The 25543-nt window shown below is 37.3% G+C and carries 25 protein-coding genes; 16 read left to right on the forward strand and 9 right to left on the reverse strand.

Going from position 1 to position 25543, the window contains the following annotated elements; translation table 11 throughout:
• The 10 genes from AC58DT_RS15065 to AC58DT_RS15110 form a co-directional block, all read left to right on the forward strand.
• Positions 1–279: hypothetical protein (locus AC58DT_RS15065; protein WP_497217632.1), on the forward strand; the 279-nt coding region annotated here is incomplete at its 5' end.
• Between the two features lie 109 nt (positions 280–388).
• The gene (locus AC58DT_RS15070; protein ID WP_497217633.1) at positions 389–865 is read left to right on the forward strand and encodes a hypothetical protein; all 477 of its coding nucleotides are present in this window, start codon (positions 389–391) and stop codon (positions 863–865) included.
• A complete protein-coding gene (locus AC58DT_RS15075; protein ID WP_497217634.1) occupies positions 849–1709 on the forward strand; it encodes a CPBP family intramembrane glutamic endopeptidase in 861 nt (286 codons plus the stop codon). Before AC58DT_RS15070 ends, AC58DT_RS15075 begins: the two co-directional genes overlap by 17 nt.
• A 520-nt stretch (positions 1710–2229) precedes the next feature.
• Positions 2230–2427 (forward strand): helix-turn-helix domain-containing protein, encoded by a 198-nt coding sequence (locus tag AC58DT_RS15080; RefSeq protein ID WP_105045438.1) that lies wholly within the window; start codon positions 2230–2232, stop codon positions 2425–2427.
• Positions 2428–3396 carry a 5'-nucleotidase gene (locus tag AC58DT_RS15085; protein ID WP_497217635.1) on the forward strand — a complete coding sequence of 323 codons (969 nt, stop codon included), beginning with the start codon at positions 2428–2430 and terminating at the stop codon, positions 3394–3396.
• 1 nt (position 3397) lies between these two features.
• A complete protein-coding gene (locus AC58DT_RS15090) occupies positions 3398–5053 on the forward strand; it encodes a site-specific DNA-methyltransferase (RefSeq protein WP_497217636.1) in 1656 nt (551 codons plus the stop codon).
• Entirely contained in the window at positions 5054–6118 is a 1065-nt protein-coding gene (locus tag AC58DT_RS15095; protein ID WP_497217667.1) for a Fic family protein, read from the forward strand. It begins immediately after the preceding gene.
• 158 nt (positions 6119–6276) lie between these two features.
• Positions 6277–8913, forward strand: a complete 2637-nt coding sequence (locus AC58DT_RS15100) for a DEAD/DEAH box helicase (RefSeq protein ID WP_497217637.1) — start codon at positions 6277–6279, stop codon at positions 8911–8913.
• 347 nt (positions 8914–9260) lie between these two features.
• Positions 9261–10031: a YoaK family protein gene (locus AC58DT_RS15105; protein WP_497217638.1), complete on the forward strand. Its 771-nt coding sequence runs from the start codon at positions 9261–9263 to the stop codon at positions 10029–10031.
• 142 nt (positions 10032–10173) lie between these two features.
• Positions 10174–10641 (forward strand): DinB family protein, encoded by a 468-nt coding sequence (locus tag AC58DT_RS15110; RefSeq protein WP_497217639.1) that lies wholly within the window; start codon positions 10174–10176, stop codon positions 10639–10641.
• Positions 10642–10811: 170 nt separating this feature from the next.
• Here AC58DT_RS15110 and AC58DT_RS15115 read toward each other — a convergent pair whose 3' ends face one another.
• Both AC58DT_RS15115 and AC58DT_RS15120 read right to left on the reverse strand, forming a co-directional pair.
• The gene (locus AC58DT_RS15115; protein ID WP_497217640.1) at positions 10812–12260 is read right to left on the reverse strand and encodes a glyceraldehyde-3-phosphate dehydrogenase; all 1449 of its coding nucleotides are present in this window, start codon (positions 12258–12260) and stop codon (positions 10812–10814) included.
• A gap of 180 nt (positions 12261–12440) precedes the next feature.
• Positions 12441–13829, reverse strand: a complete 1389-nt coding sequence (locus tag AC58DT_RS15120) for a trypsin-like peptidase domain-containing protein (protein ID WP_497217641.1) — start codon at positions 13827–13829, stop codon at positions 12441–12443.
• A 361-nt stretch (positions 13830–14190) separates the two neighbouring features.
• Between AC58DT_RS15120 and dapF the strand changes: the two genes are divergently transcribed.
• From dapF to AC58DT_RS15145, 5 genes are all read left to right on the forward strand, one after another.
• Positions 14191–14964 (forward strand): diaminopimelate epimerase, encoded by a 774-nt coding sequence (dapF, locus tag AC58DT_RS15125; protein ID WP_497217642.1) that lies wholly within the window; start codon positions 14191–14193, stop codon positions 14962–14964.
• Positions 14961–15491, forward strand: a complete 531-nt coding sequence (locus AC58DT_RS15130) for a GNAT family N-acetyltransferase (protein ID WP_497217643.1) — start codon at positions 14961–14963, stop codon at positions 15489–15491. Before dapF ends, AC58DT_RS15130 begins: the two co-directional genes overlap by 4 nt.
• Positions 15492–15499: 8 nt before the next feature.
• Positions 15500–16543, forward strand: coding sequence for an endolytic transglycosylase MltG (gene mltG, locus AC58DT_RS15135; protein WP_497217644.1), 1044 nt, complete (start codon positions 15500–15502; stop codon positions 16541–16543).
• Positions 16544–16814: 271 nt separating this feature from the next.
• A complete protein-coding gene (locus AC58DT_RS15140) occupies positions 16815–17456 on the forward strand; it encodes a hypothetical protein (protein WP_497217645.1) in 642 nt (213 codons plus the stop codon).
• Positions 17457–17597: 141 nt separating this feature from the next.
• A complete protein-coding gene (locus AC58DT_RS15145; protein WP_497217646.1) occupies positions 17598–18245 on the forward strand; it encodes a peptidoglycan-binding protein LysM in 648 nt (215 codons plus the stop codon).
• 3 nt (positions 18246–18248) lie between these two features.
• Here AC58DT_RS15145 and AC58DT_RS15150 read toward each other — a convergent pair whose 3' ends face one another.
• The 4 genes from AC58DT_RS15150 to dnaA form a co-directional block, all read right to left on the reverse strand.
• Positions 18249–18962 carry an SAM-dependent methyltransferase gene (locus AC58DT_RS15150; RefSeq protein WP_497217647.1) on the reverse strand — a complete coding sequence of 238 codons (714 nt, stop codon included), beginning with the start codon at positions 18960–18962 and terminating at the stop codon, positions 18249–18251.
• A 3-nt stretch (positions 18963–18965) separates the two neighbouring features.
• A complete protein-coding gene (locus AC58DT_RS15155; protein WP_497217648.1) occupies positions 18966–20345 on the reverse strand; it encodes a PQQ-dependent sugar dehydrogenase in 1380 nt (459 codons plus the stop codon).
• Between the two features lie 53 nt (positions 20346–20398).
• Positions 20399–20833 carry a low molecular weight protein-tyrosine-phosphatase gene (locus tag AC58DT_RS15160; RefSeq protein ID WP_497217668.1) on the reverse strand — a complete coding sequence of 145 codons (435 nt, stop codon included), beginning with the start codon at positions 20831–20833 and terminating at the stop codon, positions 20399–20401.
• A 104-nt stretch (positions 20834–20937) separates the two neighbouring features.
• A complete protein-coding gene (gene dnaA / locus AC58DT_RS15165; RefSeq protein WP_497217649.1) occupies positions 20938–22365 on the reverse strand; it encodes a chromosomal replication initiator protein DnaA in 1428 nt (475 codons plus the stop codon).
• 205 nt (positions 22366–22570) lie between these two features.
• Between dnaA and AC58DT_RS15170 the strand changes: the two genes are divergently transcribed.
• A complete protein-coding gene (locus AC58DT_RS15170) occupies positions 22571–22972 on the forward strand; it encodes an acyl-CoA thioesterase (protein ID WP_497217650.1) in 402 nt (133 codons plus the stop codon).
• Here the strand turns inward: AC58DT_RS15170 and AC58DT_RS15175 are convergent, their stop codons facing one another.
• From AC58DT_RS15175 to ribD, 3 genes are read right to left on the reverse strand one after another with little or no spacing between them, the layout of a single operon-like run.
• A complete protein-coding gene (locus tag AC58DT_RS15175) occupies positions 22973–23590 on the reverse strand; it encodes an IMPACT family protein (protein WP_497217651.1) in 618 nt (205 codons plus the stop codon).
• A gap of 11 nt (positions 23591–23601) precedes the next feature.
• On the reverse strand, positions 23602–24474 hold the full coding sequence (locus AC58DT_RS15180) for an EamA family transporter (protein WP_497217652.1): 873 nt from the start codon (positions 24472–24474) through the stop codon (positions 23602–23604).
• Positions 24471–25520 (reverse strand): bifunctional diaminohydroxyphosphoribosylaminopyrimidine deaminase/5-amino-6-(5-phosphoribosylamino)uracil reductase RibD, encoded by a 1050-nt coding sequence (gene ribD / locus AC58DT_RS15185; RefSeq protein ID WP_497217653.1) that lies wholly within the window; start codon positions 25518–25520, stop codon positions 24471–24473. Before ribD ends, AC58DT_RS15180 begins: the two co-directional genes overlap by 4 nt.
• Positions 25521–25543 lie beyond the last annotated feature (23 nt).

Consider the following 25543-nt stretch of genomic DNA (forward strand, 5'->3'; position numbering starts at 1 on the left):
CTGCGTAGGGCGGCCATTGCCCGACATTTGGGCAGAGGCTATTCCACTGTTTATAAATATCAAAAAAGTGAGAGCATGCAGACCTCCCTACTTTGGGAGCTATGTTTGGTAATAAAGCACAACTTTTTTATGGACCTGGCCGCCCAGCTGCCGCCAGACTTTACCACCAACGCCCCAGACCCCACGCTGCCCCTACAGGAGCGCATAGCCGCGCTGGAGGAGGAAAACAAACTGTTGAAAACTAAGGTGGAAACCTTGATGCAGGTGATTGGGAAATAAACTTTATATTTGGGTAGCCATGCTGTTGCGTACATGTGCGGGATAGCAGCAATAATATTTTAAAAACATGCGTATATAAACATGTTGGCAAACATTAAAAAAAGATTGATTGAACAATAAGGCATTACTCGAAAAGGGATTAGCGGAATTTGTACTTCGCTTCGAATCGGAAACTGACCAAATTAAAAAACAGGTTCATTTCAATTCCGTTCAAAATATTACTAATGGATTGATAAAAATTTGGAATAAGCCTGAATGTGAAAAACTCATTTCTCAATTACAAGAATACTTTAGAGAAATAAAGTCTATGAACTATCCCATCGATAAAATCATTTCTGCTTCTCAATACAAAAACTACATATATCCTGCGGGCAGTTATTTAATATTTAATAAGAGTTTTATTACAAAGGCAAGTTTTAAAGCTTTTATTATATGGGGTATAATATTGGACATAGTATTCTATTTTATATCAAATATGTACTTAAATTTTTACTTCCCTTTCTTTACGCCATTATTTACACTTTTAGGATGGCTAAAACAAAGAAAAGCGATTAAAGAAAAAAGGATTTTTGGAATATTCTGGTAATAAAAACGATTTGCCAACACCGGCTATAGTTCATTGCGGCGGAGTTTTCTGCCGAAAATTCCTGCAGCTTTGCTATCTTTCGGCTACGGCGGAAAAGTCCTTCGGACATTTTCCGCAACGAAACCATAGCCTGAACGTTAGGCACAAGCTGAAAAAACCAACGATATTGAAGAACGAATTGATAAGCATTCCAAAAGCCTTTTTGGCGACTCTACTCTATCTCATTGGAATTGAACTTATCGGTTCTTGGTTTTATATAGCAGAAGCAATTGAATTTGAAAATTATTACAAATACTACTTTCTAATTCAAGGAGTTTTACAACTAATTGGAGTTCTGATTTTCATTTATTTAATTAAAAATCGGACTCTTAAAAACCTGATTAAGAGAACTCATCGCAAATGGTATTTATTCGCTTTAATTTTAGGAATTTCATTTGTGTTTATGCAAACACCTTTAAAGTGGATTTACAATTTATTCTTCGGGACTGAATACAATATTGCATATAGATTTGATGGCTTGCCAAAATTCAAGAATATAAATATGATTTCTGCTATCCTAATTATTCCTATCGGAGAAGAATTGTTTTTTAGAGAATATATCCAGAATAATTTACAGAAAAAAACGAATACGATAGTTGCAATTTTATTATCTTCTTTATTGTTCGCTTTAATCCATTCACCTTATATGAATGTGATTTTGGAATCATCAAAACAAGATTGGCATTTATTTTATTTGACAATATTTGGCGGAATAATATCGGGAATTCTATATTTTAAATCTAAATCAATTGGACCATCTATTATCTTTCATATGTTTTGGAATATAATGGTTTACATAGTCTAAATCAAATAAAAGCCAGTGCCTAACAACGGTAACCGTTGCACAACCCCTTAATTTTTTAAACCTGAACCAATATAGGCCGTTTTAAGCGGCTTTGCTCTTTTGTTCTTTCTGATTAGAACTTAAAGTTAACTGATTTAGTAAAAATCAAACTTAAGCCGTGTATAGCTCATTGCGGCTGAATTCCTAATCGGAATTCATTGCAATTTGCTATCTTTCAGTTACGGCGGAAAATCATAGCTGATTTTCCGCAACGAGCCATACACAAAACCGTTGTGTTTAATGCTGTAAAAAGCCAACGCTCGGTCAAGCACATTTGGTTTTTGCCAACGCTCAAATCCAACGCTGAAAAACCAAAAGAGCTTGCCCTTTCCCACCGCACCTGAACAGAATATTTACATTATATCCACAGTTTTTTGAGATATTTAGAATAAACTGACTAAATTTGCAGCTGACAAAATAACGTCTGAAATAAGCGAAGCGATTCAATGAGACCTTTGAAAATAAACAAGACCGAATTACAATGAACAGAATTAAGGAAGTGTTGGAACAGAAAGGAATTAAGCAGACTTGGTTGGCTGAAAAACTTGGGAAAAGCTACAATATGGTAAACGCTTATGCTCAAAACCGACAACAACCACGCTTGGAAACCTTGATGGAAATAGCGGAGATTTTGGACATTGACGTGAAAGAATTGATAATATCAAACAAAGAAAAATAGATGCCAGTAGACTTTTCAAAAATATTAGTGGTTGGTGTTTCTTCGAGAGCACTTTTCAATCTCGAAGAAGAAGAGCAAATCTTTAGAGACAAAAATATTCGTGGTTTTCGGGAATACCAATTGGCTAATGAAGATAAGCTACTCGAAAAAGGAACTGCATTCCCATTGGTTGAGGCATTACTAAAACTAAATACACACGTTGACAAGAAAAGCCCAATCGTAGAAGTTGTAGTAATGTCAAGAAACAGCCCCGAAACAGGAGTAAGAGTTTTAAAAGCAATTGAACATTATAAACTTCCAATAACAAGATGGGCATTTTCAGGTGGCGAACCACTTGCCCCTTTCATTGATGCTTTTGATATTGACTTATTTCTTTCTCGTGACGAAAGTGATGTTCAAAAAATTGCTGACACAGCAAATTGTGCAACTGCATTAATTTACGACCCACCACAAAATTTTGTACCTGAAACGGACAGAGTGAAATTTGCTTTTGATGCAGATGCAGTTGTGTTTTCAGAAGAATCTGAAATCATTTATAAAACCAAAGATATTGACGCATTCCATAAACACGAAAAGGAAAATGAAGATGTTCCTTTGAATGATGGACCTTTTGCGGTGCTTTTAAGAAAGCTATCCGATATTCAAGACTTCCTGCCCATTGAAAAGGAACTTTCGCCTTTACGTATTGCAATAGTTACAGCTCGAAATGCACCAAGCCATATGCGAGTAATCAAAACCCTAAGACATTGGAATGTTTACGTTGATGAAGCCTATTTTATGGGCGGCCTGCCAAAGGAAAAAGTGTTAGAAGCCTTCGGTGCTCATATCTTTTTTGACGACCAACATACTCACCTAAGTGATTCAAGTAAAAAGATTCCTTGCGGACGAGTATTGTATAAAACGAATTCCATTCTCAAAAACTACGAGAAGGAAATTATTGTAGAACCAAAGAAAATAAAAGAAAACTAATATGCCAACACTCAATTGGATAGGAAAAGAAAAAGTGGTGAGCCACCACCAAGATGTACCATACAGAGTTTTGGAACACAAATACGGATTTACATCTGACAAAGGCGAACAAAACGAACCGACCAACAGCGGTAACAAAATCATACACGGAGACAACCTTGAAGCCTTAAAAAGTTTATTACCCGAATACGAAGGAAAAATAAAGTGCATCTACATTGACCCACCATACAACACAGGAAATGAAAGTTGGGTGTATAACGATAATGTAAACCACCCGAAAATAAAAAAATGGTTAGGTGAAGTGGTAGGCAAAGATGGAGAAGACCTTACACGACACGACAAATGGTTGTGTATGATGTATCCACGATTAAAATTGTTGCACAAATTGCTGGCAGATGATGGACTAATATTTATTAGTTTAGACGACAACGAAGTGCATTCATTCAAGTTTTTATTGATAGAAATTTTTGGTGAATCAAATTTTCAAGCTGAAATTATAATTCAATCAAATAAAAGGGGGCAAACATATAAGCAACTTGCAAAAACTCACGAGTATTTATTATGTTTTTCAAAAACAAAAAAGTCTATCATAAAAGGTCTTCCAGGTAGTGCAGAAGATTTTCCTTTTGAAGATAGAATAGGTAGATACTCAATAAGAGAATTAAGAAATCGTAATCCAAAGTTTGGCAGGTTTAATCGTCCTAATTTATTCTATCCTGTTTATATAAATCCATCAAAACCAGATGAAAATGGATTTTGTCCTGTTTCATTACACAAGTCTGAGGAATTTAATATTGAAGTTACACCATTAAATAGTAAAAATGAAGAGAGTTGTTGGCGTTGGGGTACAGAGAAATTTGGAAAAAATGTAACTTCAAATAATGATATGAACGCTTTGTTTGGAAAGCCAAAACAAGGTGGCAATTGGGGTGTTTATGAAAAGTATAGAAAAGGAACAATTACAGCAAAAACCATTTGGGATGATACAGATGTAATTAGTGAACAAGGAACTACTATGTTAACTCGACTTGGTCTTGGAAACGCTTTTCAATTTCCAAAACCAGTTGAACTTGTTAAAAGAGTTTTACAAATCGCTTCCGACAAAAACTCCATAATCCTCGATTCCTTCGCAGGTTCAGGCACCACCGCTCACGCAGTTTTAAACTTGAACAAACAAGACGGTGGCAATCGCAAATTCATTTTGGTAGAAATGGAAGATTACGCCAATGATATTACAGCAGAAAGAGTAAAGCGTGTAACCAAAGGATATGGTACAGGGGCAAAAGCAGTAGCAGGAACAGGCGGAGCATTCGACTTTTACGAACTCGGTTTACCACTCTTTGATGAAAACCAAAACTTGAATGAAGAAGTTGGCCTGGCAAAAATCAGAGAGTACATTTGGTTTTCAGAAACCCGAACTTCTTTTACTGAACCCAATGCAGAAAGTTACTTTTTGGGCAAAAAAGATGAATCAGCTTACTACTTCATTTACGAAAAAGACCGTTTAACCACCTTAGATTTTGATGCTTTGGAACTCATAAAAACCAAAGGTGAGCAATATGTAATCTATGCCGACAATTGTTTGTTACCAAAAGATTTTATGGCAAAGAAGAACATCATTTTCAAAAAAATACCTCGTGATATAACTAGATTTTAGATTATGGAAATTAAAATAGAAACTCTACCGCCTAAAATAGATTCTGAGTCTGTAACCATATTAAAGCAATTGAATAGGGCTTCACGAGCATTGGGGCAACTAAAGGGAGAAGTTTCTAAAATTCCAAATTCTCAAATTCTATTAGATACACTTACGCTGCAAGAAGCAAAAGATAGTAATGAAATTGAAAATATTGTCACCACTGATGATGAAATGTACCAAGCCAGTATTGACGAAACGGTGGCTTCTGTTACTGCAAAAGAGGCGCTCAACTATTCCAAAGCCATTAAATTAGGTTTAGAGATTGTAAGAAATAAAAGCTTACTAACAGTCAATGACATAAAACGTATTCAAGAATTAATTTCACCCAATCATCCTATTCGGAAAATACCGGGAACTGTTCTAAAAAATCCCAAAACGCAAGAGGTTGTTTACACACCACCACAACATTATGATGAAATCCAAAGCTTGCTCGATAATTTGGAGCGTTACATCAACGTGCCAGAATTTCACGATATAGATGCTTTGATAAAAATGCCCATCATCCACTTTCAATTTGAGAGTATCCATCCTTTTTTAGATGGCAATGGAAGAACAGGGCGTTTGCTGAATATTTTGTATTTGGTTCAACAAGGTTTGTTAGACATTCCTGTTTTGTATTTAAGCAGTTATATTATCAAAAACAAAAGTGATTATTACCGTTTATTGCAAGAAGTTCGCACCAAAGGCAGTTGGGAAGAATGGATTGTTTGGATGTTAAAAGGCGTTGAACTTACCGCTAAAGAAACCATTGTAGTGGTTAACAAGATAAAAGTGTTGATGGACGACTACAAAAAAGAAATCCGTAGCAATTATAGTTTCTATAGCCACGATTTAATCAATATCCTTTTTAAGCACCCTTACACCAAGAACAGTTTTTTGGAACGTGAGCTTAAAATTCACAGAAACACTGCTTCAAGCTACTTGAACACCCTTGCAGAAGCAGGATTGCTTACCAAAGTAAAAATTGGCAAGTTCAACTATTACATCAATGTTGCTTTGCTACAAATACTCAAAAACAGATGATAGACAGCAACTTAAATAAAGAAATCGATATGCACAACAAATCAAGGTTTCTTGTGCACGTTTCAAGAACATCTACAAATATTTGTAGAATGTTGTGCACGATATCAGTATATGCTTAAAGAATGGACAAATGTTGTGCACGATAAAATAGTAGAAATATGGAATTAAAAAGTTATCAGCGAAAAGTTATTGAGAATTTGGAAGAATACTTGACTTATGTTCAAGAGCATAAAAGCTTAGCAAAAGCATTTAACCAATATTGGGAAGACAAAATTGGTCCTTATAATCCATTGGATGGAACAGGAATGGAACCCTACAAAAACAACATTCCAAATGCCGCCCACGTTTGTGTAAAAGTGCCAACGGCAGGCGGTAAAACTTTTATCGCGGTTAATGCTTTGCATAGCATTTTTTCAGCTTACGATTCCGCAAAACCAAAGGCGGTTATTTGGTTAGTACCTTGGAGTAATTTGTTGCAACAAACCGTAAACACGCTTTCCAATCCTGAACATCCTTATCGTCAAAAACTCAATTCGCTTTTTAACAACCGAGTAGAAATTTATCAAAAAGCAGATTTGTTGCAAGGTTCAAACTTCAATCCAACGGTGGTAAAAGACCAGTTGAGCATTTTTGTAATGAGTTTTGCCAGTTTAAGAGCCAACAACAAAGAAGATAGAAAGGTATTTCAGGAAAACGGACAGTTAGAAGCCTTTGTGTCGCAATACAAAAACAGCGAACATATTTTGAGTGGTGTGGACGATACAGCACTAATCAATGTGTTGCGTTCCCTCAATCCTGTTCTAGTAGTGGATGAAAGCCACAACGCAGAAAGCGATTTGAGTGTAGATATGCTCAAAAACTTAAATCCGTCTTTCATTCTTGATTTAACAGCAACGCCAAAAGACAATAGCAATATTGTAAGTCTCGTTCCTGCCATTGAATTGAAAAAGGAACATATGGTGAAACTTCCAGTAATCGTGTATAACAATCACGACAAAACGGAAGTCATAAACAACGCTTTGCATTTGCAACGCAAATTGGAAAACCTTGCTAAAAAGCAAGAAACCGAAGGCGGTAAATACATCCGTCCGATTGTATTGTTTCAAGCACAACCAAAAACCAAAGACGACAACACCACATTTGAAAAACTGAAAGAACAATTGTTAGGTTTAGGTATTCCCGAAAGTCATATCAAAATAAAAACTGCCAATATTGACGAATTGAAAGGCATTGACTTGATGAGCAAGGAATGTGAAGTTCGTTACATCATTACCATCAACGCATTAAAAGAAGGTTGGGATTGTCCGTTTGCATACATTTTGGCATCATTAGCAGACAAATCAAGTTCGGTAGATGTGGAGCAAATTTTGGGTCGTGTTTTACGTCAGCCTTATGTACAGAAACACAAATCATTTCAATTAAATCTTTCTTATGTACTTACTGCATCTGCCAAGTTCAACGAAACTTTACAGAGCATTGTAAAAGGATTGCAAGAATCAGGTTTTAGTGAAAAAGATTATCGCAAAGTCGATAAAATGACCGAAGAAGAAAAGAAAACGGTTACAACTGACCCAGTTGAATCTTTCCTTTTCCCAGAACAACAAGCCGAAGAACAAGAAGAAACGATAGACAAAAACAGAGTTACGTTTGACCCAAATGCAGACGAAGAAGAAACTGAAACAACTTCGGTAATTACGGAAATTGAAACCATTGCAGAAGAGCAAAACCGACAATTGGAAGAGCAAATTAAAGAACAGGAAAAACAACCTGTTGACGAAAATATATTTCAAGAAATGGGTACAAAAGTAAAACGGTATAAGGTCAAAGAATCCAACAAGGAATTCATTGACAAAATTGAGTTTCCGCAGTTCTTCATTAAAGTAACAGCAAGCGACATTTTCGGTACAGAAGAAGAATTGTTAAATCGTGAATCCTTGCTCAAAGATTTTAAACTTTCAGACGAAGACATCAAAATTGACTTTGACCAAATTTCATCTGACTTGTATAAAATCGACTTAGAAGAATCGAAAAAGAACGAATACAGACCATCTTTTACCAAGATTGAAGACAATATGGTAAAAGACCCAATTGCAGAATACATTTTAGCCAAGCCAAAAGACAACCAAATAACTGACATCACGCATCAAATGATGCAAATTATTGGAAATATGTACCCAATTCCCGACCAAGAAATCAAGGTTTACATTGGGCGTATTTTGAAAAGTATGAACACCGAACAACTTCGAGATATTTTAGTAAGAAAGTGGAGTTATACGGATAAAATAAAAGGTAAAATCCGCCAATTGGCTGACTCGTATGCAGAAGGTCGTTTTATGGACTTATTGAAATCCAAAAAAATAAACACCAAAGCAAATTGGAAATTAGGCAACGAAATTGTGCCAGGAAATACAGGCTCATCAATTGGAAATTCACTTTACGAAAGAGAAGGCTCAATGAACGGATTTGAAGAACGAGTTGCAATGGAAATCGGAACTTCCTCAAATGTTGCGTTTTGGCATAGAAACTTAGAACGTGGAAAAGGATTTTACATCAACGGATTTAAAGCCAACCACTACCCTGACTTTATTATGCAGACAAAATCGGGAAAGACGATTTTAATAGAAACCAAAGGCGACCATTTAGACGGTTCAGACAGTGAAGCAAAATGCAGACTTGGAAACGAATGGGAAAGGCAAGCAGGAAATGACTTTGCCTATTTTATGGTTTTCGACAAGAAAGAAATTAAAGGAGCCTACACGTTGGACAAAGCAAAGGAATTGATAAGTAAAATGTAAAGCCCACGCTATTTACTCACGAGCTTTTAATTTGATTGGAGTTCGTGATTGCACAGCAATTGTAAGCACATTTAAAAGCCGCACCAGCCAACGCTCGACCAAAGCTTTTAAAAGAGCTTCCAAAGCCAACGCAAGACAGAAACGACATTGAAAAAAGAAACGAAAATAAAAAACACCGAACGCACTTAAGCCGCATATAAGCCATAGCTGGGTCTGTGCCGACACCGAAAATTCCTGCGGAATTTTCTACCGTCAGTCTCTGTTTGCTAAATTCCGGCAATCACACGCTACGGCTCATTTGCAAACCGTTGTGTGCAATTTGAAAAACCGAACTAAATGGGAACAAAATGTTTAGACATCAAGGTAAAAGCAGAACTTTAAAACACAATCTGCGAATTGCCACGATTTTGTCCTTCGTTGCTGGAATTGTGAATGTAACAGGATTTTTGGCTTTTACACAATTGACAACAAATGTAACAGGACATTTTGCTCTTTTTATAAGTGATGTTGCTAATTTTGAGGTTTGGAAAGGAACAGTTTATTTTCTTTATATTTTTTCCTTTCTCTTTGGTTCGTTTTTATCAAGTTTCCTAATCGAAAAATTCAAGGAAAACAGAAAGCTCAATGTTTTTGTTTTACCAACAATAATTGAATGTTTGATTTTATTATCAATTGCAATCATAAGTAATACTGGAGAAATTAAATATCCTGACTTAATTGTTTGTTCGCTTCTATTTGCTATGGGACTTCAAAACTCATTTGTGACTAAAATTTCAAATGCTATTGTAAGAACAACACATCTTACAGGACTTTTTACCGATTTAGGAATTGAACTATCGCAACTCTTCTTTCCTGAATCTCATCCGAATAGAGAAAAAATTAAAGCCACTATTAAACTGCGGATTTATATAATTTGCTTCTTCTTTCTTGGTGGAATAGTCGGTGGATTTCTATACTCACGCCTTGACTTTAAATTAAACACTCTGATTTTTGGAGCAATAATTCTATTAATAAGCTTGTTTTATGATGATTTGAGATATAAACTAATCCGAACTAAACGAAAATATAAACAAAGAAAAAAAACTGCACACAACACCGTATCCTATGAAAAGCACTAATCCCGTTCTTCAAAAAAAATATAAAATAAATGCAAAAGATTTGGCTTGTGGATAATCCGAAAGGAAATTGCTTATTTACAGGCCTATTTCTTTTATACTAAACGTTAGCAGTAATCTGCAGCCACATCTTTAAACAAAGAAAATGAACCAATCTGAACTCATAATTTTAAATTTTATTGAAATAAGGAGAAAGAGTATAAAATTATGGAATGGGCTACCAAAAAACCATTATAATTGGAAACCTGACGAAAAAGCGATGTCTGCAATAGAAATGATTAGGCACGTATTAGAGGCCGATTATGGATGGAATATTATTATCAACCAAGGAGATATGACAAATTACAAAACGCCTTGGAAAAATCGACCCTTAATTAGTGTAACCAGTGAACTTGAGTTTGCCGAACCTTATAGAGAAAAATTTTTGGAAAGTGTTCGCCAATTTTCAGATACAGAATTAAACGAAACCGAAATCGTTCACCCAGGAAATGGAGAAAAGAAAATCCTCGGAAAATATTTATTGCGAATTGGATATCACGAATCTGTTCACGCGGGACAATTTCTATCATATTTAAGAGCAATGAAAATTAATCGACCTGAAATATGGGATTAAAAATAAAAACATTACTGCCAACAGTGGTAGCCGTTGCACCATCCCTTAGCCATTAAACACCTAAACAATATAAGCCGCTTTAAGCGGCTTTGTTTTTAAAAGAGTAGTAAAAATGCAAAAAAAATCCCGCTACAATCGTAGCGGGATTTTTTAATTATAGCGAGTTACTATTAATAATAAGTATATCTTCTAACTTGAGCAATATATTTAGCCAAACGAATTACTTGGTGGCTGTACCCATATTCATTGTCATACCAAATATAAAGTACTACATTTTTACCATCTTCGGTAACGATAGTTGCGTTGCTGTCATAAATAGCAGGGGCAGATGAGCCAACAATATCACTGGATACAAGCTCGTTACTCAATGAATATTTTATCTGCTCAACCAGATCGCCTTCCAGGGCGTATTTCTTCATTGTGGAATTAATTCCATCCAATGTGGTAGGGGTTGCAACTTCTAAATTCAAAACAACCAAAGAGCCGTTTGGAACAGGAACGCGAATTGCGTTGCTGGTAAGTTTTCCAGCCAGTGAAGGTAATGCTTTTGCAACGGCGCTTCCAGCGCCGGTTTCAGTAATTACCATGTTTAAAGCGGCAGCCCGGCCACGACGATACTTACTGTGCATATTATCTACCAAATTCTGGTCGTTTGTATATGCGTGTATGGTTTCCAAATGTCCGCGAACCACCCCGAAAGAATCCTCAACAGCTTTTAAGATTGGAGTGATTGCGTTTGTGGTACAAGATGCTGCAGAAAAGATATCTACTTTGTTCGGGTCATATTCATTTTGGTTCACCCCGTGAACGATGTTCGGCACTCCTTTTCCTGGAGCGGTAAGCAAAACTTTTGAAGTTCCTTTAGCTTTTAGGTGACGGCTAAGGGCTGCATCATCACGGAAAGCTCCGGTATTGTCAATAACCAATGCGTCCTCAATTCCGTATTGGGTGTAGTCAATATCTTCTGGATTGTTTGCTGAAATGATATGTACGGTAGTCCCGTTAATAACCAATGCGCTGTTTTCAAGGTCGGTACGCACGGTTCCGGGGAAATCGCCGTGTACAGAATCATATTGAAGCAAAGTTGCTCTTTTGTCGAGCACCGTTTGATCCATTTTTCCACGAACTACAATGGCACGAAGGCGAAGTTGGTTTCCTTGACCGGTGCGGGTCATAAGCTCACGAGCCAACAAGCGACCAATTCTTCCGAAACCATAAAGAACAACATCTTTAGGAACAATGTTTTTAGTCTCTTTGGCATCTTTCAATTTATCGGAAACGAAAGCTAGTGCGTTTGAATATTTATCGTCCTCTAAATGGAACTCATAGGTTAGTTTTCCGATATCCAATTTTGCGGGTGGAAGATCCAAGGTTTTGATGGCCTGCGCAATTTCAACAGAATCAAAGATTGATATTGGCTTTTGAACAAATTCGCCAGCGTATTCGTGAAGGTTCAAAATTTCACTTACGTTGCGATCTATAAGCTGGTTGCGGAAAAGTACCAGTTCAATGGACTTATCGTACCAAAGGTCACTAACGATTTTAATAAATTCTACTGAAGCTTTTCGGCGGTCAGTTTGAAAAGAAAGTTCTTTTTCATAAACGTCATCAAAACTCATATGGAAGGATTTTTAAAGGGTTTAAAATTTGGTGCAAAAGTACTCTTTTTCATCGTTTTGATGAAATATATTATAAAAAATAAAGCCACGAATTCACGAATATTTTTGCATAATTATTCGTGAATTCGTGGCTCAAAAATTTACTTCAGAGCTTTTATTTATAATATGCCATACTATTCACTATCTAAATATAAAAGAGTTGATATTCCCGGCAGTGTCCATAAAAGTCATTTTAATTGGCGAACGATAGTTTCGTTGTGTCATAATTCGCTTAACATCATCAATGTCATTAACGGTTTCGTCATTAATTTGGGTGATTATAATTCCCTCAAGTTTGTATTGTGCTATTTCTGGCGTGAGGGCGCGAGTAACAGTTACACCATTTTTAAGGCCACGTTCTTTGAGTTCTTCAGGAGAAGTGTTTTTTACCTCCAACCCAAGATCGTCGATTGAGAAAGTTTCCAGTTTTACGAGAGTTACCGGTACTTTCCTTTCCTTGCCGTTGCGAAGAATAGTTACTTCTACCACATCGTTTGGTCTTTTGGAGCCTAAATAACCAGAAAGATCCGCAAATTTTGAAACCTTATAGCCATCCAATTGCTTGATGATATCACCTTCTTTTATTCCGGCTTTATCTGCGCCGCTACCTTTTTCAATTCCACCTACAAAAACGCCTTCGGTGTCGTTGATTCCATATTTTTCCACAATCTGTGGGTTTATATTTCCTACTTGAATACCCAAAATGCCACGCTGTACGTTTCCGTATTCCAAAATATCCTCAATCACTTTTCGGGCGTTATTGGAAGGAACGGCGAAGGAGTAGCCCACATAACTTCCCGTTTCCGAGGTGATCGCAGTGTTTATTCCAATCAATTCGCCACGGGTATTTACCAAGGCACCACCACTATTACCACGGTTTACCGCGGCATCGGTTTGAATGAATGATTGTGGATTGCCGTCAAACTGATTTAAATCGCGCGCTTTTGCACTAATAATTCCAGCGGTAACCGTTGAGGTTAAGTTAAAAGGATTACCTACGGCCAAAACCCATTCGCCAATCTTCACATTATTTGAATCGCCAAAGGGTATAAAAGGAAACTCTTCATTACCATCAATCTTTACAAGGGCGATGTCAGTATTTGGGTCGGTACCGATCAATTTTGCAGTATAAGTTTTGTTATTGTTTAAGGTAACCTCAAGATTTGTAGCGTTGGCAATTACGTGGTTGTTTGTTACAATATAGCCATCGGGTGAAATGATGACGCCGCTTCCGCTACCCACGCGAGCCCGGGGTTGGCCGCCCCCTTGAAAGTATTCAAATATATTGGTGGGCTGTGTGCTCACACTCATATTTTTAACGTGTACTACTGCGTGTACTGTCTTTTCCGCCGCATCGGTAAAATCTGTATTCATTTCGGCAGCTTCAGCAGAAAAGCTAGTGGGGATAAAGTTTGAGGTTTTTTGGGACTCGAAGGAAATATAATCCTTTTTTTCAAAAAATTTATAACCCCCAAGTGTAACTGCGCCCGCGAACAGCGCTACCAGAAATAAACGGAATGTCTGTTTCATTTTATATTGAATTTTATGATTAATAAAAAAATTATGTTGCAAAACACTTTTTTCAAGATNCGCGAACAGCGCTACCAGAAATAAACGGAATGTCTGTTTCATTTTATATTGAATTTTATGATTAATAAAAAAATTATGTTGCAAAACACTTTTTTCAAGATTAGCATTTTAGATTGCTATAAGTATTTTCAAACCTGAGAAATCAAGAATAAACACTTTTTTGAAGAAACATTATTTAAATACTCCAACAAATTTAACAATCATGGTTAGAAAAAAGTATGCCAAGAAGTGGTATTTAACTTGTATTTAACGTGATAACTTTCCTGAAAGCTGGGGTGGCTTTTTATATCTTTGTGCGCGTATGGAATTCACTTTTTACAAATATCAAGGTACCGGGAACGATTTTGTGATAATCGATAATCGCGAGGAATTTTTTCCAAAAGAGAATACTGAACTCGTGGCTAAAATCTGTGACCGCCGTTTTGGTGTTGGTGCTGATGGCTTGCTTTTGTTGGAAAATCATCCTTCGGTAGATTTTATGATGGTGTATTACAATAGTGACGGCAATCTAAGTTCTATGTGTGGCAATGGCGGAAGATGTATTGCGCATTTTGCCAAGTTTTTGGGAATCATTTCAGAAAAGACAACTTTTGAAGCCGTTGACGGTATGCACGAAGCTATGGTTAGCGATGATTGGGTTTCCCTGAAAATGAACAACGTTGAAAAAGTAAAGGTTTCTGAAAATTTCACTTTTTTAAATACAGGATCGCCGCACCACGTTGAAATGGTTTCGGGATTAGAGAATTATGATGTATTTACAAATGGAAGAAATATTCGAAATGAAATTTACGGAAAAGAAGGTTCCAACGTGAATTTTGTGGAGCAGAATGATGCTGCCAATTTTTCAGTCCGCACCTACGAACGGGGCGTTGAGGATGAAACACTTTCCTGCGGCACGGGCGTAACAGCCGTTGCTATCGCAATGTTTGAAAACGGTAAAACTTCTGAAGATAAAGTGATATTAAAGACCCCGGGCGGCCAATTACAGGTTCGTTTTGAAAAAGCGGGTAGTGGCTATAAAAATGTGTATTTGGAAGGACCGGCAACACAAGTTTTTAAAGGAATCTGGAAATGAAAACACTAAGGGGAGAACATATTTTTTTACGTGCCTTGGAGCTTTCAGACCTTGATTTTCTATATAAGCTTGAAAATGATGAATCGCTTTGGGAAGTGAGCAATACCACCACGCCCTATTCAAAATATATTTTAAAACAATATCTTGAAAACAGCCACCGTGATATTTATGATGTAAAGCAATTACGTTTGGTAATTTGCAAAAATGACGACGAAACGGCTGTGGGCTTTATCGACCTTTTCGATTTTGACCCGAAGCACAGTAGAGTTGGGGTTGGCATCGTTATTTTTTCCGAAGGGGAAAAAAGAAAAGGGTATGCTTCGGAAGCATTAAAAATGATTTGCGACTATGCTTTTAAGCATTTGAATGTGCACCAAGTTTTTGCAGGAATCACTGAAGAGAATGACGGTAGCATCAAACTTTTTGAAAAAGCGGGTTTTGAAAAAAGTGGCTTTAAAAAAGACTGGATTTTTTCCGAAGGAAAATTTAAAAGTGAATATTTTTACCAACTAATCCCCAAATCCTAATTAAAGTAATGTACATAAAAAAAATATTGATAATTATTGTTTTGCTCGGAGCCGTTGGGATGGGAGCTTTCGCTTGGTATGTTTACAAAACTGCTTTTTCGGGCAATACAGCTTTCAATAATAAAGAAGCGCACGTATATATTCCCACAAATGGTACAATTGATGATGTTGTGGCTGAACTGGAGCCGATTTTAAGGGATACGGAAACCTTTGTTACTATAGCGAATCAAAAGCAGTATACTTCAAATATAAAACCGGGACATTTCATTATTACCAAGGGAATGACCAATAATGATATTGTAAACACGCTACGAAGCCGAAATATTCCCATCAACGTAAAGTTTAATAACCAAGAACGGTTGGAGGACTTGGCCGGGCATATTTCAAACCAAATTGAGGCGGACAGTGTTTCTCTTTTGAATGCTATGCGCGATCAACAATTTTTAAAGGAAGTAGGTTTAAATGAAGCGACTGCTCTTTCATTATATATTCCTAATACTTATGAATTTTACTGGAACAGTTCTGCGGAAACATTTCGCGACCGGATGAAGACCGAATACGAACGCTTTTGGAACGAATCGAGAACTGAGAAAGCAAAAAAAATAAATCTTTCCAAGGAACAAGTAATGGCTTTGGCTTCCATTGTTCAGAAAGAAACCGCTAAAGTAGATGAGCGTCCACGGGTGGCCGGTGTGTATATAAATAGGTTGAAGGTGGGAATGTTGCTTCAAGCCGATCCCACGGTTATTTATGCCCTAAAACGCGAAAGTGGGGATTACAACCAAATAATAAAAAGGGTGCTTTATAAAGATTTGGAATTGGACTCTCCCTATAATACCTACAAATATGCTGGCGTTCCTCCAGGACCCATTACAATGCCTGATATTTCATCCATAGACGCGGTGCTGAATCCCGAAAAGCATGATTACTATTATTTTGTGGCAGATGTAACCAACTTTGGTTATCACAAGTTTGCAAAAAGTTTGTCCCAGCACAATGTAAATAAAGCCGAATATGTGCGGTGGGTGAATAGTCAAGGGTTAAACAGGTAAAGCTACTTTTTTATTTTCTGTTAAAATTACCGATAATACTGGGTTAAATAGTGTTAACCCTTCGGGAGTTACTCTCTTTTTTTCTATATTTCTATTTATAAATAATTGATTATCAGTCAATATAATGGTGATCAATCGTTCTTTGGCACAATTTTTTCATACAGCGCGGCGAACATGCGTTTGCCATAACGTGTGTTTACTTTTTAAGATTTTATTTCGCGCCGCATAAGGCGGTGGCGCAATAATTATAACTTTTAAAACTAAGTAAAACATGACAAAACGTTTTATGAAATTGTCTGTGCTGCTGGCTGTTGCGATTTTTATTGTCACAGCATTCTCTTCAAAAAGAGAAGACTACAGCAGTTCTATATTCGCTACAGATATTGTAGGGAACGTTGCCCATGTGCCCTACGAATATGAAGTGAATATGAGTTCCCAAGATAGTGTTCCCTTTCTTGGGAAGTCGTTTCTGGGTTTCTGTTACGACCTCGGCTTCAGTGAAAGCAGTGGCAATTACAGAGCCGTGAACAGATTAGGTTATTTGGGCAAATACCAGTTTGGCCGTTCCACCCTTAATTGGGTTGGGATTCACAATACGTCCCGATTCTTAAATTCCCCTTTGTTACAGGAAAAGGCTTTCGAGGCCTTAATTTCCAAAAACAAATGGGTGCTTCGGGATTATATTGACAGATTCAATGGTCAAACAATCAACGGTGTTAAAATATCCGAATCCGGTCTTTTGGCCGCGGCGCATCTGGGAGGTGCCGGAAATGTTATGAAATTTCTGGAAAGTAATGGTGAAGTGGTTTTCGAAGATGCTAACCATGTACCAATAACAAAGTATATGAAACGCTTTGTAGATTACGATGTATCTGAAATAATCCCAGACAACAATGCCAGAGCGACATTATAATTATTGAAAAAAGCCAGGATGACAAGCCTGGCTTTTTTATTTAATATTTATTTAACAGCCTACAAATCAGATTTTTAAAAAAAGCTGTATCTTTGCGCGCTGAAACGAGGATGTATTATTATATCCGAATTTTAAAACTTAATGAAAAAAAGAATATATCTAATTGCAGTATTACTTGTTGTTACCGTAATAGTAGGGACAGGTTTCATTTCAAAAGATAGCTACGATTTTTCTACTTTTAGTACGGAAGGATTAGAGTTAGACTATAACGTTCCCACAGAAGCTGAGCTTATTCCAATAATAGCTCCTGTGACCCCAAAATTTTATTTGTTTTTGGGTAAATCCTATGTAGGGTTTAAAGAAGCTCTAGGTTTTAAAGAATCAAGAGGAGATTACCATATTGTAAATGATTACGGTTATATGGGCAAATATCAGTTTTCACGAGCCACTCTGCGAATGATTGGTTTTAAGAATACAGATAACTTTCTATATGATACCCGGCAGCAGGAAGCCGCTTTCTTGGCATATACATCTTTAAATAAGTGGGTGCTCCGTAACGATATTAAGCGTTATGCTGGAAAAACCATTGGAGGGGTGAAAGTTACCGAATCTGGGATATTGGCAGCTGCGCATCTGGCAGGGGCAGGAAATGTGAAAAAATTTCTTAGAAGTGCTGGTGAAAATAGATTTGAAGACGCCAACGGCGCTTCAATTCGTTATTACCTGCGCAAGTTCTCTGGTTATGATACTTCGCATATTGTACCAAATAAGAGGCCAAGGGTAATTTAACTTTTATCCCTGAATGATAAATAAGGTGGGTCTTTTATGAAGGTCCACCTTTATTTTTTTCCACAAACTCACAGGAGCAGTTTTTATATATTCTGAAGGCAAGGTAATATCACAAGCTACACAGATTCTTGTTTGTGGGTTGAGGTTTTCAATCAGGCTCTGTAGCATCTGATTGTTGCGGTAAGGAGTCTCAATAAAAAGCTGGGATTGATCAAAATCCTTAGATACTTTTTCAAGTCGTTTCAGCTCGGTTTTTCGTTCCCCTTTATCAATAGGCAAATAACCGTTAAAAGCGAAATTTTGACCGTTAAACCCACTTGCCATCATTGCCAATAAAATTGAAGAAGGACCCACTAAGGGCACCACCTTAATTCCAAGTTCGTGTGCATAATGTACCGCTCTAGCTCCGGGGTCAGCAATGCCCGGACAACCTGCATCACTAATCACTCCCACGTCAAAACCATCTAGGCAGGGATTTAGCATAGGTGGTATTTCTTCGGGATTTGTGAATTTGTTTATTTCCTTAAAATTCAAGCTGGGCTGTGTTTTTTCGGGAACAATACTTTTTATAAACCTTCTAGCACTTTTTTCATGCTCCACAATATAGTGGTCTATTTTTTCAATTGATTTTTTAACAGAAATGGGAAGCACCGCCAAGGGAGGAACATCGCCCATAGGGCAGGGAATAAGGTATAAATTTCCTTTTTTTGAATTCATTAATTATTGTACGATTAATTTTTTTACAATTGTATTTCCTTTTTCAGAAGTGATTTTAACAAAATAAATTCCTGGGTTCAAATTTGAAACATCAATAACTTTATTATTGCTAGATATATTTTCTTCGGAAGAAACCAAGCTTCCTCTTATATCAAAAAACTTAATTGTTTGAAGGGTACCGTTTATAAAACTAAAAGTAACATTCTCTGATGCGGGATTTGGGAGTATTGTAAGCGTATTTTCCAAAGAAAAATCTTCTGTATTGGCCAGTTCACCCCCTTTAACCTTATAAATGTCTCCGCCAAAATCTATGATGTAAAGTTCCTTATTGACATCTTCACCAAAAGAAACCCAACTTCCTGAGAAATTACCGTGCTCTACCAAATTTCCAGAATTATCAACCGTACCAATAAGCCCGCTACAGAAATCTGCAAAAAAGTACAGTCCCGGAATATCAGAAAATACTGAACCTCTATAAACATAACCGCCCGTAATGGAGCAATTGCCACCTGCATGGGTATATTCAGTTAATGGAAAGGTTAACTCAGATTGTTGTGGGCAACCCTGAGTGTTAAACGGTTGTGTTCCTTCGTAGCATCTCCAACCATAATTCAATCCAGCTTCTCCCACATTGGCGCGATTTATTTCTTCTCTGCTGGTTTGGCCCACATCGGCTATCCAAATGTTATTATCGGTAAAATCAAATGAAAACCGCCAAGGATTTCGCAGGCCGTATGCCCAAATTTCATCAAGCGCATTCGGGTCTCCCACAAATGGATTGTCTGAGGGAATGCCGTAATTGTTGCCCCCTGAAGGATTATCAACATCTATCCGCAATATTTTTCCCAATAGATAACCAAGATCTTGTCCTCTATCATTCGGATCGCCACTGCCACCGCCATCGCCAGAAGCAATGTAAAGATAGCCATCAGGGCCAAATGCTAAATTGCCGCCGTTGTGGTTTGTCTCAGGTTGGTTATAATCCAGCAGAAATAATTCTGAAGAAGGATCTGCCAAATCGGGGTTGCCGCTATCAACTGAAAATCTCGAAACCTGGGTATTGCCATTGGTATCGGTATAATAGACATAAAAATAACCATTATTACTATAGTCGGGATGAAATGCCATGCCCAATAAACCCCGTTCGCCGTTTGTTGAAATAATGCCTGAAATATCTAAAAAAGGTGTAGCGTTAACAGTTCCATCTCCCTGTATTATTTGAATTTCGCCTCCTTTTTCTACAATAAAAAGACGGTCATCATTAGCGTGTTGAAGACTTAGAGGGCTGTCAAAATTTCCTTTAAAGAATTCGATGGATACATCTTGTGCACTAAGAAGGGTTGAAAAAAGAAAAAAAGGAATGAAGTAGAGTAAATTTTTCATGGTTTTTTATTTAGTGAATTACTAAATGTAAGAAAACCAACTGTTAATTTGCGTTAAAGGCGTTGTGCAATTTGTTCACAGGCTTCATCGAGCATTTTGAAAACATTTTCAAAACCTGAATTTCCACCGAAATATGGATCTGGCACATCAACGTTTTCACCAGGGAAAATTTCATCAAGAATCAATTTTACTTTTTCTTTTTGAAAATCATTTTCGGCCAATGCCAAAACGTTTTCCTTATTACTGTTGTCCATCACATAAATCAAATCGAAATCCTCAAAATCCTTTGCGCTGAATTGTCTCCCACGTTGAGTGGTAATGTCTATATTGTATCTTTTTCCAACAGCAATGCTTCGTTGGTCGGGTTCATCGCCCACATGCCAATGTCCCGTTCCAGCGGAATCCACAAAGACTTTTGAAGTATCGACTTTGGATTTTAAAATACCTTCTGCCAAGGGCGAACGACAAATATTGCCAAGGCAGACCATAAGAATTTTATATTTTTTCAAAACGATTTTTGTAAGTTTAAAAGTTCAGTAAAAATACAGAAGATTTATTTACTGTATAATGCCGCGTTGTTTTGAAGACTAAATTAAAGCGTCAACTTTTTGCTGAGGTCTTCCACATATTTGCGGAACTGCTTGTCTGTACTAGAAAGGTTATCAACGGTTTTGCAGGCGTGAAGTACGGTTGCATGATCGCGTTGCCCAATCTGTGACCCAATGGAAGCTAAGGATGCTTTGGTGAACTTCTTTGCAAAAAACATTGCCAATTGCCTAGCTTGCACAATATGTCGCTTTCGGGTTTTTGACTGTAAGGTGTCAACATCCATTTGGAAATAATCACTCACTACTTTTTGAATGTAGTCTATGGAAACTTCACGTTTGGTATGTTTTACATAGTTATCGACAATCTTGCGGGCAAGATCAATCGTGATTTCCTTTTTGTTAAAGGAAGAATGGGCAATCAATGAAATGATGGCGCCTTCAAGTTCACGAATATTCGTTTTAATGTTGTTTGCTAAAAATTCTATAATATCTTCCGGCATTTCCACGCCATCGCGATATAGTTTGTTTTTTATAATTGCAACACGCGTGTCGTAGTCTGGGTGGTTCAATTCCGCAGAAAGTCCCCACTTAAATCGCGATAATAGGCGTTGTTCAATATCAATCATATCAACAGGCGCCTTGTCGCTGGTTAAAATAACCTGCTTGCCGTTTTGGTGCAAATGATTGAATATGTGGAAGAAAACGTCCTGCGTGCCAGCCTTTCCGGAAAGCAATTGAATGTCGTCCACAATTAGCACATCTATAATTTGATAGAAGTGAATAAAGTCGTTGCGGTTATTCTTTTTTACCGATTCAATGTATTGCTGCGTAAACTTTTCCGCAGAAATATAAAGAACTGTTTTTTCTGGATATTTATCCTTTATGTCAACACCGATCGCGTGGCCCAAGTGTGTTTTTCCCAACCCAACACCGCCAAAAATAAGCAAGGGGTTGAAGGATGTTCCTCCGGGTTTGTTTGCAACCGCGAGACCAGCGGAACGGGCCAAACGGTTTGATTCACCTTCAAGAAAACTTTCAAAATTATAATTGGGGTTAAGCTGCGATTCAATTTTCACATTCCGAATCCCTGGAATAACAAAAGGGTTTTTAAGTTCCGGGCTCTTGTTCTTCAATGGAACATCAACTTCCTGTGATTGCAGGTTGCTTCGGTTGGCGCTTGGAATTTTTTCGGTAAAAGGCTGTTTGTTGCCGTAGGTGTTTTCCATTCTAATAATGTAGACCAACTTGGCGGTAGCTCCCAATTCCTTGGTAAGTGCAACTTTCAAAATCTTAACGTAGTGTTCCTCAAGCCATTCGTAAAAAAACTTGCTGGGAACCTGAATGCTTAATGCATTATCGGTTAGCTTTACCGCTTTAATGGGTTCGAACCAAGTTTTGTATGCCTGCGAAGTGATGTTATCTTCGATAAAAGCCAAACAATTGTTCCAAACCGATTCCGCAGTTTTGCTCATAGTTAAAAATTCTGTTTTTTGTTTTTTAAAAGGTGTGGCCAAAAAATAGGGGGTGGAGAGTTTCCGAGCTATTTCCTAACAGTGCAAATATGTGAACAAAAAAGTTATAAAAAAAACTACATTAGGGTTGAATTTTTAGTTTTTTTTTCCCATACTTCCCTTTCGATAAAACTACAAAAAAACTTTCTTTAATTGACACAAAATTTTGAAGAATACACTTACACATATTAGAGTGCGCTACGGCGAAACGGACCAAATGGGGGTGGTTTACTACGGCAATTACGCACAATACTTAGAGCAGGGCAGGACCGAATGGTTACGCGAACTCGGTTTTTCTTATAAATGGATGGAAGCCAACAATGTACACTTGCCTGTTGTCCATTTAAGCATTGATTATAAGCAACCTGCTTTTTATGACGATTTGCTGACCGTAAAAACTACTTTGAAGCAAATGCCCAATGTAAAAATTGAGTTTTACTATGAAATTTATAATGAGTCCAAACAACTTTTGATTACAGCAACCACAATTTTGGTTTTTGTAAACAGTACTACAAAAAAGTTGATGAGAGCACCGGATTATTTAATGGAAAAGTTGAAAGAAGAATAATTAATTTTCCAAGCGTTTAATTGCCACTTTGTAAGTGTTTTCAAATAGTTCAAAAACCCGTTCGGCATCTTTTTTTCGAACTGCAATTTCAAACTCACAATTTAGTTCCATGGTTTGATTTTTAAGTGTAATGTCCTCTTCTTTTATGATGCGCATTACAGTATTCATTTCAGGATATTCAAATTTTAAAAGAAAGGTTTCGTCAATGGTTCTTTCTACTATTTTACAAGTTTCCAAAGCCATTTGAGCAGCCGTTTTGTAAGCTTGAATCAATCCCCCGACACCCAATTTGGTGCCGCCAAAATAGCGAACTACCACAACCAAAGTATTGGTTAGGTCAAAAGACTGAAGCTGACCATAAATGGGCATTCCCGCGCTGTTTGAAGGTTCGCCGTCGTCGTTAGCGCGATAGTGTTCATAACTCTTCCCCAATTGCCAGGCATAACACCAATGGCGTGCACTATGGTGTTGTTTTTTAAGATTGTCGAGATGTATTTTAACCTCTTCTTCCGAAGTAACCGGAAAAGCATATCCGAAAAACTTGCTTCCTTTTTCCTTAAAGAGAACTTCTTCCGAAGTCTTTAAAATGGTTTTGTATGTATCTTTTTCAATTTCCAAATTTTAAAACTTTACACCTTTTCAAAAGCAATAAACAGAATGCCAAGTATGGCCAGGCCAATCCCGATCCAGTTTTTGGGCAATAATTTTTCCTTGAATAATAAAATACCCAATAATGTTGATATCATAACTATAGCCACATTATTGACTGTAAATATTCCCGAACTTTCAAGTATATCACTACGAAGGGCTTGTACCAAAAAATAGACCGAGAAATAATTTGGGATTCCCAGCGCAATGCCGCCAAGCACATTTTTCAATTCAAATTTAAACTTTCCCTGCACCGCCTGAACAATCAAAAATACAATTCCCAATAATGCCGCCATCGCAAAAATGGTTGCGGAAAAAATTGGTGTATCGTCCTTTGCAATATATTCACCTTCCAAATATTTGATGGTTGTGTCTATAATTCCGCTTCCCAAAAAAACCAGCACCGGAAAAATGAAATTGGTGGGTTTAATTTTTAATCCTTCCTGTGTTTTAATCGATGCTAAATAAACAGCTGCCATCGCTAGTACAATTCCCAAAACTTTAAACAAACCGAAACTCTCCTTATAATAGAAAAGCCCAAAAAGAATAGGGATAACAACGCTCATTTTTGTGGCAACAGATACTACCGAAAGTCCGCTGCGTTGCGTGGTTATTGCCATCAAGTTAAACACAGTGATAAACATAGCGCCTAAACCCAATGCAAAAGGAAACCAAGCAAACTGTGTTATTTCAGTGATATTTGTTTCACTTTCGTGAAAAATAACCCCACAAAAACAGGCGATTATATAATTTACCACCAAGGCGTGCATGGTATTGATTTTAAACCTTGAAAAAAGTTTGAAAACCACAAAAATCATTGTGGACGAAAGAATGCTGAGGGCCAGTGCTATCAAGAGTTGGGGTTTTTAAAGATTCGCAAGGTATCGTCCTTTATTTTTTCCTCGGAAATAAAAACACCTTTAAAAATCGGTGCTTTAATGCCTTCTTCAAAATTGCTTTTTCCATTAAACACCCAAGTTTCGTCCCACAGATTTGCGTCAATAAAGGTTTGAAGGGTTTTTGCACCGCCTTCAATTATAACGGACTGAACATTTCTTTGGAATAGTGAAGTACAGATTTGTTGCGGAATTTTTTCGGAAAAATCAATCTTTTGAAAATATAAATTCTCAGAAGTTATTGTTTCCTTTTCATTGAAAATAGTTGTGTTTGAACTTTCATCAAAAACCGAAAAATCTTGTGAAAGTTTTAAACTTCTGTCTATAACAATTCGCATCGGATTTTCTCCCGCCCACTCCCGAACCGTAAGCGATGGATTGTCCTGTAAAACCGTGTTTGTACCCGCCAAAATTGCCTGTTCTTCGGCTCTCATTTTATGGACCAATTGTCTCGAAAATTCATTGGTAATCCAAACGGGTTTTGTTTCAATGCGAAGATTTTCTTTTGGCGCGATAAAACCATCGGCTGTCTGTGCCCATTTCAGAAAAATATACGGCCTTTTCTTTTGATGAAAAGTAAAGAACCGTTTGTTTAGTTCGTTACATTCCTCTTCCATAACGCCCACAATTACTTCGCAACCGGCATCCATTAATTTTTTAATGCCACGTCCAGCTACTTTCGGGTTGGGGTCCAAACTGCCAACCACCACTTTTTTTATTTCGTTTTCAATAATCAAATCTGCACAGGGCGGGGTTTTTCCGAAATGGCTACATGGCTCTAAACTTACATAGATAGTGGCTTCTTTTAAAAGTTCGGGACTCACAACACTTTTAATGGCATTTACCTCGGCGTGTGGCAGTCCGGCTTTGTAGTGCCAGCCTTCCCCAATAATCTTACCGTCATGAACAATCACACTCCCCACCAACGGATTTGGATAGGTTGTTCCCAGCCCGTTTTTGGCCAGTTGTATGCAGCGCGACATATATTTTTCGTGTATCTTCACCGCGTAAAAATACAAGGATTTAA

The organism is Aequorivita sp. CRS11 (genome assembly GCF_059693805.1).

Coding starts and splice junctions, on each gene's coding strand:
- AC58DT_RS15140 (WP_497217645.1), top strand. CDS start 16,815: ATGACAAAACGTTTTATGAAATTGTCTGTGCTGCTGGCTGTTGCGATT.
- AC58DT_RS15120 (WP_497217641.1), bottom strand. CDS start 13,829: ATGAAACAGACATTCCGTTTATTTCTGGTAGCGCTGTTCGCGGGCGCA.
- AC58DT_RS15090 (WP_497217636.1), top strand. CDS start 3,398: ATGCCAACACTCAATTGGATAGGAAAAGAAAAAGTGGTGAGCCACCAC.
- dapF (WP_497217642.1), top strand. CDS start 14,191: ATGGAATTCACTTTTTACAAATATCAAGGTACCGGGAACGATTTTGTG.
- AC58DT_RS15100 (WP_497217637.1), top strand. CDS start 6,277: ATGGAATTAAAAAGTTATCAGCGAAAAGTTATTGAGAATTTGGAAGAA.
- AC58DT_RS15150 (WP_497217647.1), bottom strand. CDS start 18,962: ATGAATTCAAAAAAAGGAAATTTATACCTTATTCCCTGCCCTATGGGC.
- AC58DT_RS15160 (WP_497217668.1), bottom strand. CDS start 20,833: ATGGTCTGCCTTGGCAATATTTGTCGTTCGCCCTTGGCAGAAGGTATT.
- AC58DT_RS15085 (WP_497217635.1), top strand. CDS start 2,428: ATGCCAGTAGACTTTTCAAAAATATTAGTGGTTGGTGTTTCTTCGAGA.
- AC58DT_RS15115 (WP_497217640.1), bottom strand. CDS start 12,260: ATGAGTTTTGATGACGTTTATGAAAAAGAACTTTCTTTTCAAACTGAC.
- dnaA (WP_497217649.1), bottom strand. CDS start 22,365: ATGAGCAAAACTGCGGAATCGGTTTGGAACAATTGTTTGGCTTTTATC.
- AC58DT_RS15155 (WP_497217648.1), bottom strand. CDS start 20,345: ATGAAAAATTTACTCTACTTCATTCCTTTTTTTCTTTTTTCAACCCTT.
- AC58DT_RS15110 (WP_497217639.1), top strand. CDS start 10,174: ATGAACCAATCTGAACTCATAATTTTAAATTTTATTGAAATAAGGAGA.
- AC58DT_RS15145 (WP_497217646.1), top strand. CDS start 17,598: ATGAAAAAAAGAATATATCTAATTGCAGTATTACTTGTTGTTACCGTA.
- AC58DT_RS15080 (WP_105045438.1), top strand. CDS start 2,230: ATGAACAGAATTAAGGAAGTGTTGGAACAGAAAGGAATTAAGCAGACT.
- AC58DT_RS15105 (WP_497217638.1), top strand. CDS start 9,261: ATGTTTAGACATCAAGGTAAAAGCAGAACTTTAAAACACAATCTGCGA.
- AC58DT_RS15130 (WP_497217643.1), top strand. CDS start 14,961: ATGAAAACACTAAGGGGAGAACATATTTTTTTACGTGCCTTGGAGCTT.
- mltG (WP_497217644.1), top strand. CDS start 15,500: ATGTACATAAAAAAAATATTGATAATTATTGTTTTGCTCGGAGCCGTT.